We start from the raw sequence: 11865 nt of genomic DNA, 5'->3' as shown, positions 1-11865 counted from the left end.
CCCGTTGGCTCGTTTTCTCGAATGGATACCCAACTCACGGGCCCCGGTGACGCTGGCCGTTACCCGACAGAAGCAATGACGATATTCTGCCCATCCGTTGAGCGAATGCTCGACCCAGTGCTGACACTGTGCCCGCAATGCGGTCGCTCACATTCGCTCGCAACACTTACGGATGACGAGAAGCAATTCCTGCTTGACTCAACGTCATTTCATGAGCTCTTCACCGAACTCGGGTTGCTTAAGGTGGTCGATCAACTCATCCGAAATTTCCCAGGAACCAAAAATCGCTTAATCGTTTCCAAGATGAAGGAAGTCGGGCGCGGCGCTGATGATCCATTGGCGGTTGAACGCACGATTGCGACGACTCCAGGCTTGGAAGACCTTCTCGCTCACTCAAGCTTTCTCTTTCCTGCTCGATTTCACTTCGTCGCGAAGGCGGTCGGCGCAAACCAAGCCAGAATGCTCGAACCACTGGTTACTTGCACTGATTGCGAAAGCCAGTACCAGATCCTGGATTCTGGATACTACCTGACCTGCGGATAGACAATACTCGACGGGTAACAATCGCATGCAACGGAGGACGGGTGGCACGCGATACAGTATACTTGCAAGTCTTTCGCCCGTCCCCGCTGATGCGTGCCGTTATCCGATTTGCGTAACTGGTGACCATGGATCGCTTCATTCCAAATTTTGACGATAGCGATGAGCCGGAGTACCAACGCATCGGCAGCGACCCTTCATGGCGAAAGATCTATGACTTTGTCTCAAATGGATTTTGGCATGTGACTTCGCCAACGTCCTGGGATGCAATTCGGAGTTCGGGGGCAATCGAACCAAACGTCGGCGGGCGATTCCCAAAACGTTTTGGTGATATATCCGATCGGAGCTACGGCTATCTTAAGAAGTACGTTAGCATATTCGATTTCGCAACACCTACCGAACGCCAAGTGATGCGACAGTGGGGCAACAGCTGGGATGTACTCGTTGCTCAAGACTCCGATCAGATTCTCCTTCAGTTGGATCGTGAATCTCTCTCGCCTGACATAATTCCTAACTCTGCTAACTTCAACGAAGCCGTTGGACAAATCGAGGGCGGATGCATTCCATGGGTCGAAGTTTGGTTTCCACACAAGATTCCAGTTGCCAGCATCAAAGGTGTTTTTCGGATACCGGCAACGGACAGATACGAGTTCAAGCCAGTACCCGAGCCGACAGACGGATAACAATGCCGTGGACACGGAGGACGGCATCGTGCTTTACAAGTGGAAAATCTACTCGCCGTCCCCGGTCACGGCGGACGTTATCTGACAAACACAGGAATTCCTTGTCGAAACCTCTGATGGCATGGACCATAGAAGATCAATCTCGCGCGTTTCTCGCCGCGATTAGCAGCGGACGCGAAGGGAGCGTGGGCAGTGCGTTATACGATTTAGTGAATCATTTTAGCGTTGACTATCTCCAGCACCTCACCGAGCATCAGGACACGATTGCCAGAGAACTGGATCTCTACGGAGATACTTCTGACAAGCGCCTCCGAATCGTGATTGATGGGGCGCTGATGATGTTGTCACTGATTAAGGAAGGAAAATGCCGATGTGAAATACTGACGAAAGGAGCACCGGCAAGCCCGCTCAACCTTGAGAAGTCCAGCCATATGATCAATGTTGACGAAATCGAGTTTTACTATGATGTGTCCGTCACTGGACGATATGATTGTGCTTGCTGTGGGCGCAGATTTACAATGTGCGAACGACCTGGTCTCTCGGAACCTGAATGGCGGCTGCTACGCTAGTTCTTTACGAACGCGGGGCCATGGATCAGATAACCATCGCATCCACCGAAGTCGGGCTTGCGAGGTTTTACGAATGGACAATCAACTTTCCCGACTCGGTGATGCGGGTCGTTCGCCCAACGAAATCGTGACTTTTACGACAGTGCCAGCCGATGCTCGAACTGATCCTGTTGCTCGTCGCTGCTTTGCCAATCGCTTGGCTGATCTCCGAGTTCTACGACAACCGCACAACACGAATCACGTTGGGCATCTGTGCGATCGCAATGTCATTCGGTGTTGCATGGATCGTCGGATCCTTGGATCGACTGCAATCCAACATTTACTTCTCCGAAGCGACGAAAGACCTGATTCAAAACACGATCGTTGAACTCGAAAACGACAACGCTGATAATGTTCTCACGCAACTACGGGTGCTGCGTGACGATTTCCGGCCAACGTACGAGACACGCGACGACTATGATGTCCTCGTCGACCGATACATCCACTCCATCTCTGAATCTCCAATTGAACATTCGGACGGTGATCCGCGATGGTCTCACGAGATGGTAGACTATCTCCCGCCCCAAACAGACGAAGTGGGCGAACTATCCGATGCACCCGAGTCGGCGAGTCGGGGCGATTCGACAATGGAAGATCAACCGCGCCGACCGGGTGATCGGTAATGTTCGCCTACGCAGAGCCTCTCACACAATGTCGGGTCGTTCGGCGATTCAAAAACAGGGCATTTGCATCTAATGTCGGGCTGCATGTTTCCACTCACGATCGATTTGTTTTGCGATTCCGGCGGCGATACAATCCTCTTGTCGAGAGTACTTGGCAGTGAATCATGGTGCTACGTGTGTGGCGAACCACGCCGGTGCACCCGAGCACTCAAAAAACTATTTTCCCAATGGTCGCTTTTCCGTTCGTGCCGGGTGACCTCAACCGTTATTCGAGCATAGATTAATCGCGTACGCGCATGAGCGTCATGATCGCGGCCCTCCTGCTTGCAGCGAACACTTAAGCAGGCCATTCATAATCGAGGACCTTGATGATTCATCAGCTGAAATGGGTAGTTGCAGGAGTGATTGGCGGAGCGGTTGGGGCGTGGGCCTGGGCGGCTATCACCTACTGGACCCATCATGAGGTTGGCTGGATCGCCTTGGGCATCGGAGTTCTGGTCGGCATGGCAGTCCGGATGGCCGCAGGAAACATCCGAGGATGGGCACCAGGCATCACAGCGGCTATTTTTTCGTTTCTGGCGATCATCGGAGGTAAGTATGTCGGGACAAAATTGCTGTTTGATTTGGAACTTCTGAATCTCACCAATGACGTCCGCGTTACGGATGAGGAGATGGCGGTGGTCCAGGCGATGAAAATCATCCAGGAGCGGGACGTTGCGGGAGAACCTGTGAATTGGCCTCCCGGTCAATCGGCGACAACAGCAAAACAACTCTCCGATTTTCCGGTCGACGTGGCGACAGAAGCGAGAACTCGTTGGAATAGCACACCGCCCGGTGAGCACTTCAATCAGAAAAAAGCCCGCAAAGAGGAACTGCGGTCCAAGATTCGGGCAAACGCTGATGATCTCCGTATGGCAGCGTTTACCCAGAGCTTCAGCCCGGTTTACGGATTGTTTTTTCTGCTGGCGATCCTATCGGCATTCAAGATCGCATCGGGTCTGGCAATTAAAGACTGATGAATCGCTCGGCCGGTATTTGCTACACACGTAAACTTGACCTATGATGACGCCTTATCGTTACCGGTTCGCACAACTCCGAATAACAATGCGGTGAACGTGCGGACTGGCAAGGTCTGATTGACGAGCGGGTGTGAATCCCGCCTGGGTAACTGCTAGCCACAGGCCCAGTATTGAGTGTTGCAGGCTGCGTATAGGCATCATTGGCTGAAATCGTAGTTTGAAGCGTACACAGAGAGGTAGTGAGGATGAATGGATCGCAGGTGGTGTGCGCGACCGTGAACGGGATTAGCTCCGAAATTTTGTAACTGTTGGATTCTGCCCAAGGTTTGTTCACGCCCCAAGGCAACACCGTTTGTAACGTCAATGGCGAGTTGCAAACGGAGACCCGGAGTCGGCGCCCCATTCGCGCTATACAACACGTCAATCAGGCAACCAGCGAGGCCCTGAAGTTCTTGATTCGATTATGACTTCCAATCACAACGAACCGAGTATGCTCGCGACGCCGAAAAGGCAACAGAGGCAAATGACTCTTTGGGAATCGGATGACTGCATAGTACCGTTGACTTCGGGTAATGCCGAACGAGGGAAGTTTGGCTCGCTGGCCGGCGTTCTCGGTACAGACTGGTTTGTTGTGCTCGCACGTGCCAAGGATTAACGGGTGTAAGACAGAAAGATTGTTGCGACAGAAAAATTTGAAGGCTGAGAAGCGAGTCCTCAATTTTTCAGCTCTCATATTTCTGTCAACCATTTTTCTGTTCACAATTCCGTCATGCGTCGCTCATTCGCAATGATTGGCGAGGATTTGCGGGCTGGCGATTAGGTGCGGTATTCGCCACGAGTCAGGCGAATTTTTAAGAATCGGAGTGCTCGCGTTGTGAACATGAACGCGATTGAAGAGTGCAAAGTGATGCCAGGTGAGAGGCGTCGGCTGGGAGCCGGATGCGGCGGCGGCAGTTCGGTTCTGAGAGGGTTCGGTGATCAATTGGACAAGGGTCAGATATTGTGACACCACAAGGAGAAATCTGTGGCAAACTGTGAACACAAAGCGTATCCTAACATCCGAGAGACTCCGTTCTACTCGTCCGAAGGACGGGTGGAGAGAAAATATGCCATCACAACGTCGTTCGTCCGTGCTGGGTGAACCGTCCCGTTCACACACGCATGAAAACCACCGCACGTCTCGTCTCTCTTCCCCTTTTTTTGGAGCTTGTGATGAATTCAACGATCACTGCAACAAACGCGTCTATTCTTGCATTATTGATCACGTGCCAAACAAATCTTCTCGCTAAAGCTCCGATTGAACATGGCAAAAACTCAACGGCTGACGAAGTTGATCCATTCGCGCCAAACCCACTTGTTGATCGGTTTGAATGGCGGGAATACCTATCGATCAAGGGGACTCTTGTTTCCGGTGCTGATCTCGTCGGAAATCTGTCGGTGTCAAAAATCACGCTCTCCTCGGGAAACGAGATTTTGACCAATGACGAGACGATCTTCGTTCGGCAATCGCCGGGGCAGCCAAGCACACCTGCTACGAAAAACGATATCACTGTTGGAACCCCGATCTCTTACGAAATTGACATTCAACGCAGTGCTGCGGCACAGCGGATTGTTGTTTGGCAGGGCTTTGGTCCATTTCGCCACAAAATTTACGACGAACGCATCAACCCAATGGTCAAATCCCTTGTCAGCCGAGTAAAGACCGGGAAACGCAACCTCATCGAGTTGGAACACCCGGCGGAACCAATGCAGATCGAATTCGCATCGTCAAAGCAAATTATTCCTCCTGGTGAGCCGAAATTGATTCAGCTCGACACGCCTGTGAAAGCGTTAAACATCCTTTCTGGAGACCAAAAGCAAGCCATGTCGTTCGAGCACGAGTTCGATACTTTTGTGGTGTTTCGTTCGTTTGGAAGCGGCGCGATGATATTTGCTGGGAAATAGCTGCATGCCGAGGGTGTGAACCAGGCGATGCACGTGAGTCGCCGAGTTGAGTTGATTGAAGTGGTCAGTCGTTCGCGGCGACCACGTGATCGCTACCGTTACCCGAATACCGAATCGCGTCACCTCCAAGCCCTGTTTCCTGAATCACTCCATAACCCAATCGTGTCGCAGGCAATTGCATGAGTCCCGTTCAGTTGGTGCTTCATCAAGCAATGCACAGTGCACGAATGGAAGTCGACAAAAACGATGGATTTGCACCGTTCGCAATGGCTGCCAATGGTGATCAGGTCCGCGTGATGGCGACTGCAGGAATCGAGATCACCGACCTCAATCATGGAATCGAGGTTTATCGCCAGTGCTTGGCCGAAGACCCGGCTGATGCCGTAATTTTTTGCATCGATGTAACGGTACCTCTTCCAGATACTGACGCCCGTGCTCCAGCGATTTTCTTCATACTGGAGAATGAGCAGACCTGCGTGTCCGGACAACAGATCTACTACCGCGATGGTGCGGGGCAGATGCTTTTTTGCGAGATCGAAGCAGAGGAATGCGCTTCGACGTTTTTCAAAAGTTAGAATTGAGCGTCGGATAACCAGCGCATCCACCGAAGTCGGGCTTGCGAGGTTTTACAAATGGACAATCAACTTTCCCGACTCGGTGATGCGTACCGATATCCGACTGAAAATGAGTTTCCTGAAATGATAGACCCAAGCCTGTGAAAAACAAGAAACCACGATACCACTCGCCTCACGGTGCCTCAAACCCTCTGGGGCTATCGCTATCGAAGAAAAAACTTCGGATGCAACGCCCTGACTTGGGCGGTTTCGGAGGGGCGTGGGATTGGTGGCTAGGTTTCTCCGAGTGGGGGCGTTCATCTGTGATCTATATTGAGGAACATCTTAGATTCGGCGATAGTCGAGCTGCCGTGGTGATTGAAGCGGATCCAATCTATGTCGCTGCCTATACTGATGAGCTAGATTGCGTGGCGATGTTGAAGTTTGAGCCATCAGAGATATCACTTAGCGAACTAAAGGTTGGTCAGAAGCTAGTTACGATAAACACCTATGATTTTACCCCTGGGCTAGGAAGCGATCTTCATCCAGGCCCGGGGGCAACAGGAAGGTTCGTGAACTTCCACCCTCTTATTGCAGACTTCCTGACGGATGACGGTGAACCTTTATGCGAACGAAGACAAACTATAGGTAAAGATGAATGGCGTCGAGCTTTTGAGCTGGGTAAGGAGTATAGGCGGTTGTATCCGTCTATGTTCCGGCCCGGCCGAGCAGTCCATTCATTTCACGCAACTTCTGATCTGACACACAAACCTACAAGCTAACCATCGAACGGCGGATAACCATTCCGATCCACGGGAGCGGCGAAGTCGCGTTTTATTACAATTGAGAATCTTTTGTCGCCGCCCCGCTGCTCGGCGACCGTTCTGGCATTTATGTGGTTTCACTTCTCGTCATTTAAATGTGCGATCTGATGGCAACCAAATCTGCCACAAACCACACGAGACGCGTTCGCCTCTCTATCGTCGTCGCCGTACTCGCGTTGCTCATAGCCGGATTTCTGTTTCGGAATTATTTGTTCGATATCAACCATTTCCGCGCATCCTCGCGAGCTCTTTCGCCCGAAAGCGTTGGGTGGGCCGGTATTGGCTGGGACGCTGCGTCGCCGGCCGACATCGCAGCGATGGGCGTACCGTACGCGCTAAAATTGACGCAAGTCGCCCCAACGGGACCTGCGGATGCCGCTGGACTAATGGCGGGTGATTTCGTCACGACAATCAATGGATCGACGTTTCGCGATGCGGCCGACTTCCAATCGCGGGCAAGTGGGTTGCGGCCGGGCCAAGCTGTTAGACTTGGCATCGTACGCAACGGAGCGGCTACTACGATTACGGTAACTTTAGGCGATTGGTCGGATGTCAAAGACTTGAGCATCACGACGATTGGTTTATAGACGCCAGAACTATGCCGTGCACGTTGCGGACTGGCAAGGTCTGGTTGACGAGCGGGTGGGAGGCGAGACACGGAGACACGGAGACACGGAGACACGGAGACACGGAGACACGGAGACACGGAGACACGGAGACACGGAGACACGGAGTGAGGAGTGAGGAGTGAGGAGTGCTCGGCAGGTGATAGCGGATGTAGGACAGAAAGATTGGTGCGACAGAAAGATTGGAGAGACGGGAAAGCGAGTCCCTTTTCTGCCTTCATCTTTTTGCCACCCATGTTTTTGCCTGTAACGGGTTGCCAATTCGCACCGTCCATTGCGCAATGCGTCAATCGTTGTCTCGGCTCGTTGGCGTCGTTGTTCGCCGCCGCTCGCGGAATGATACGCTTGGTCTCTGCCCAGCTTCATTCGTCTGTCCCCCATTCGTATGTCCTGCTGTTTTTACAGCGTGATTAACGCGGATCCGGGGACCCTTCATGCTGGATCACTCCTTGCCACTCAGTAAATACGGATCGTTGTTCGGCCTCAGTTTGCTCAAGCAAACGTGTCCTATTTTTGAACCTGCGATTTTTTAACCTTCCCTGGTCAGTGTCCCCCCCCCTGTGTGATAGTCGCTGTGTGATAGTCGCTGTGTGATAGTAGTACGATGCGACGCTGTTCATTACAGAGTGATGCATTTACGGATCGAGGTAAGTGGTCGACAGAAAGATTGGTGCGACAAAAAGATTAAAACGAGGGAGTGTTGAGTGCCTTCATCTTTTTGCCAACCATTTTTTTGCCTGTGTTGGGTCATCAGGGGACGTAGCGATCGATTGGGATCGTGGTCGCCAATTCAACTCGTCGGCTGGACGGTGCGTCGATCGCTGCCGCCGTTACCACGGCTCGTTCGAGTTGTTGATCGCGATGCATTCGCGTGATTCGCGGGCAAACCTTCGAATGCGTTATTCGCTGTGAGTCAGATGGATTTCCACAGAGCCCACGTGCTCTTGGCGCCGATTTGATTGCGATTAAAGAGTGCGAGGTGATGGCAATGGAAGAGGTGTCGGCTGGGAGCCGGATGCGGTAACGCGGCACGTCCGGATCGGAGAGGGGCCGAGGGTCAATGAGGCAGGATTAAAATTTTGTGACATCACGCGAGAGAAACCGGTGGCAAACAGAAAACACAAGGCTTAACCTAAACCAAAGAGACCTCGGTCGACTTGCCGCGGAGCCGCCGACAGCGATTTTTCGAATGGAGGATCAACCGCGGCGGCCCGGTTTTGCCAGCCGTTACGGCAACGAATTGAATGGAGAATCCTTATACACCGCCCGCCGCAGCAGGGCAGAACTCGGAGCGAACCTGGATTCATACTGGATCCGCGATTGTATCCGGTTTCCTATCGCTGCTAATGCTGGGTGGGATTGTTAGCAACGTCATCATCTTCGCTGGATTTGAGACTTGGCCCGATACGACTTGGCAATGGGTTGGAATTGTCGCGATGAATGTCGTGGTGCTGATGACATCGATTGGCTTCGCACACATATCGGTTGGCCTGCTTCGATCAATTCCGCGATTGAGGAAACGAGGGCTATGGATTGTGACTGCTAGCGTCGCAGCATACGTTTCGCTCGCGGTGTTCTCTGTCATGATGAAAACCACGACGTGACCTCTGTGCTGTAAGATGCCGTAACGAAACAAATGTACCCGAGTCGCGAAGTCGGGGGGGCAATGGCAATCTCCCGACGCGACCGGGTGATTTTAGCCGTTTGCTTAACGTCACTCACATCCGATCGCGCGTTCTACTGTCGCTGCTCACGTTGATCATCGTTGGATGTGGCCAACCGACCTCGTCGACAGTTCCGTCACAAGAAAAACAACCACCTCCACAAGAACAAACTCCCAAGGATCACGAAATGTCAATTGACGCAATGAAAACTGCTGCCGAAAACGGTGACGCGAGAGCGCAGTCTGCGCTTGGTTATGCGTATGACATCGGTGAAGGTGTTACCCAGAGTCTTGAAACCGCTGCGTACTGGTATCGTCAAGCTGCCGAACAAGGGTACGCAAATGCGCAATTCAATCTGGCGGAAATGATCCGTGATGGTGCTGGGGTGACGCAGTCGAACGAAGTCGCATTGGAATGGTACACGAAGGCTGCAATGCAGGGACACTCGAAGGCCCAATACAACGTTGCGATGATGCATGTTCAAGGTGAGGGGATAGCTGCTGACAACGTAACGGCATACGCGTGGCTAGTGCTCTCGGCGACCGGGGATGCCGAAGGTGCTGATCAGGCGCGTGACATTGTAGGCAAAGGGATTGGTGACAAGATTGCCGAAGGTGATGCTCTTGCTGAAAGGCTCAAGACCGAAATCCAAACAAAAGCGAAATGACAAATGGTGCAGCCGGAGCCGCGAGCCGCGCGGCTTTTTTAATCAGTGTTGGTTGGTCGCGGCCCAGTTAACTCGTGTCGTTTTGGCAGTTAATCTTCCACCACTTTCGCTAAGACGCGTGTGCACCGATTGTTTGACTACACATTCTTTTCGAGAACGCTTTCAGCGATAGCCGCAACGAGTTTTGTAGCGTTCGTGTTTGCGGTGACTGGTTCCGGCGAATCCGTATTTCGCATGCTGCTTTTCGTTCTGTTGCCCCAGATGTGTATCTGGTTCTCGGATGAAATGGGGCGAATGACCGGAGTAGCGATGGGGCTTGGGAGACCGGATATTACCGAAAGGACGCCTGGCACGTTCGTCGCGATTGGCGGCTGGATTTTGCTGATCGCGGGCATCAGCGTCTGGATCAAGTTGTGGGTGCAATCGTAGCGAGACTAAGCCAGGACCAGGCAATGCACGTTGCGGACTGGAAATAGCTTGAAGTCGAGCGGGTGGGAGGGGAGGCAGGGAGACAGGGAGACAGGGAGACAGGGAGACAGGGAGACAGGGAGACAGGGAGACAGGGAGACAGGGAGACAGGGAGTGAGGGAGTGAGGGAGTGAGGGAGTGAGGGAGTGAGGGAGTGAGGGAGTGAGGAGTGAGGGAGTGAGGAGTGAGGAGTGAGGAGTGAGGAGTGAGGAGTGAGGAGTGAGGAGTGACCGTGGTATAGACTGACTCGTTGCTCTGGCACTCCTGGGAAAAAAGCGGATGACAGACAGAAAGATTGGAGAGACGGGAAAGCGAGTCCCTTTTCTGCCTTCATCTTTTTGTCACCCATGTTTTTGCCTGTAACGGGTCGCCAATTCGCACCGTCCATTGCGCAATGCGTCAATCGCTGTCTCGGCTCGTTGGCGTCGTTGTTCGCCGCCGCTCGCGGAATGATACGCTTGGTCACTGCCCAGCTTCATTCGTCTGTCCCCCCCATTCGTCTGTCCTGCTGTTTTTACAGCGTGATTAGCGCGGATCCGGGGGCCTGTCATGCTGGATCACTCCTTGCCACTCAGTAAATACGGATCGTTGTTCGGCCTCAGTTTGCTCAAGCAAACGTGTCCTATTTTTTAACCTTCCCTGGTCAGTGTCCCCCCCCTGTGTAATAGTCGCTGTGTGGTAGTCGCTGTGTGGTAGTCGCTGTGTGATAGTAGTACGATGCGACGTTGTTTATTACAGAGTGATACTTTTGCGGATCGAGGTAAGTGGTCGACAGAAAGATTGGTGCGACAGAAAGATTGGAGAGACGGGAAAGCGAGTTCCTTTTCTGCCTTCATCTTTTTGCCAACCATTTTTTTGCCTGTGTTGGGGCATCAGGGGACGTAGCGATCGATTGGGATCGTGGTCGCCAATTCAACTCGTCAGCTGGACGGCGCGTCGATCGCTGCCGCCGTTACCACCGCTCGTTCGAGTTGTTGGTCGCGATGCATTGGTGCCTTACTAATTCTGTCATGCGGCACGCATTCGCGATCATTGGCGTGATTCGCGGGCAAACGTTTCGGTGCAGGATTCGCCGCGAGTTAGGCGAAGATCCACGGATCTCGAATGCTGATGGCGCCGATTTGATTGCGATTGAAGAGTGCGAGGTGATGGCAATGGAAGAGGTGTCGGCTGGGAGCCGGATGCGGTAACGCGGCACGTCCGGATCTGCGAGGGGCCGAGGGTCAATGGGGCAGGGTTAAACTTTTGTGACATCACGCGAGAGAAACCAGTGGCAAACGGAAAACACAAAGCTTAACCTAAACCAAAGGGACCTCGGTCGACTTGCCGCGGAGTCCTGAAAAACACTTTACCTGGTGGTGGCTCGTCCGCTCGGACTAGGTGGCCTTTGCCGTTATCCCACGGGAACAGCTTTTGTCTGCGCAAATTTGGAAGACGTCTGCGGGGCGTGATAGACTGAACGCCTGGTACGACAAATTCGCATCGAAACTCGAAACCGAAGTGACGCATTTGTCCGTGGCGACGTCCATTGGACCCTCGCACGTGTTGGTCTCAGGACCGGAAGATGGCCTTCCGCTGGTTTGTCTGGAATTGCCCACGAAAAGTTGACAGTGGACCGGTCTTAACGGGAAGGTAAATGGTGCGT

The 11865-nt window shown here is 52.8% G+C and carries 13 protein-coding genes; all 13 read left to right on the top strand.

Features of this window, described 5'->3' with window-relative positions:
• On the top strand, positions 1-543 hold a 543-nt coding region (locus ABD971_RS29540), incomplete at its 5' end, for a hypothetical protein (protein ID WP_345327308.1).
• A 125-nt stretch (positions 544-668) separates the two neighbouring features.
• Positions 669-1223, top strand: a complete 555-nt coding sequence (locus ABD971_RS29535; protein WP_345327307.1) for a hypothetical protein — start codon at positions 669-671, stop codon at positions 1221-1223.
• A gap of 116 nt (positions 1224-1339) precedes the next feature.
• Positions 1340-1792: a hypothetical protein gene (locus tag ABD971_RS29530; RefSeq protein ID WP_345327306.1), complete on the top strand. Its 453-nt coding sequence runs from the start codon at positions 1340-1342 to the stop codon at positions 1790-1792.
• A gap of 152 nt (positions 1793-1944) precedes the next feature.
• Positions 1945-2454, top strand: coding sequence for a hypothetical protein (locus ABD971_RS29525; protein ID WP_345327305.1), 510 nt, complete (start codon positions 1945-1947; stop codon positions 2452-2454).
• Between the two features lie 368 nt (positions 2455-2822).
• A complete protein-coding gene (locus ABD971_RS29520) occupies positions 2823-3470 on the top strand; it encodes a hypothetical protein (protein ID WP_345327304.1) in 648 nt (215 codons plus the stop codon).
• A 1164-nt stretch (positions 3471-4634) separates the two neighbouring features.
• Positions 4635-5417: a hypothetical protein gene (locus ABD971_RS29515; RefSeq protein ID WP_345327303.1), complete on the top strand. Its 783-nt coding sequence runs from the start codon at positions 4635-4637 to the stop codon at positions 5415-5417.
• A gap of 227 nt (positions 5418-5644) precedes the next feature.
• Positions 5645-5992 (top strand): hypothetical protein, encoded by a 348-nt coding sequence (locus ABD971_RS29510; protein ID WP_339946928.1) that lies wholly within the window; start codon positions 5645-5647, stop codon positions 5990-5992.
• 224 nt (positions 5993-6216) lie between these two features.
• Positions 6217-6753, top strand: coding sequence for a hypothetical protein (locus ABD971_RS29505; RefSeq protein WP_339946927.1), 537 nt, complete (start codon positions 6217-6219; stop codon positions 6751-6753).
• Between the two features lie 149 nt (positions 6754-6902).
• Positions 6903-7382, top strand: coding sequence for a PDZ domain-containing protein (locus ABD971_RS29500; RefSeq protein ID WP_345327302.1), 480 nt, complete (start codon positions 6903-6905; stop codon positions 7380-7382).
• Positions 7383-8665: 1283 nt separating this feature from the next.
• Complete coding sequence (locus ABD971_RS29495) at positions 8666-9025, top strand: hypothetical protein (RefSeq protein ID WP_345327301.1); 360 nt, start codon at positions 8666-8668, stop codon at positions 9023-9025.
• Between the two features lie 262 nt (positions 9026-9287).
• Entirely contained in the window at positions 9288-9752 is a 465-nt protein-coding gene (locus ABD971_RS29490) for a tetratricopeptide repeat protein (RefSeq protein WP_345327300.1), read from the top strand.
• A 234-nt stretch (positions 9753-9986) separates the two neighbouring features.
• Positions 9987-10181, top strand: a complete 195-nt coding sequence (locus ABD971_RS29485) for a hypothetical protein (protein ID WP_345327299.1) — start codon at positions 9987-9989, stop codon at positions 10179-10181.
• A gap of 1049 nt (positions 10182-11230) precedes the next feature.
• The gene (locus tag ABD971_RS29480; RefSeq protein WP_345327298.1) at positions 11231-11410 is read left to right on the top strand and encodes a hypothetical protein; all 180 of its coding nucleotides are present in this window, start codon (positions 11231-11233) and stop codon (positions 11408-11410) included.
• The last annotated feature ends 455 nt before the right edge of the window (positions 11411-11865 follow it).

The sequence above is a fragment of the Novipirellula rosea genome (assembly GCF_039541335.1).
Classification (GTDB): Bacteria; Planctomycetota; Planctomycetia; order Pirellulales; family Pirellulaceae; genus Novipirellula; species Novipirellula rosea.
Note: the sequence above shows the minus strand (reverse complement) of the source record. Positions and strands in the feature narration are given on the sequence as shown.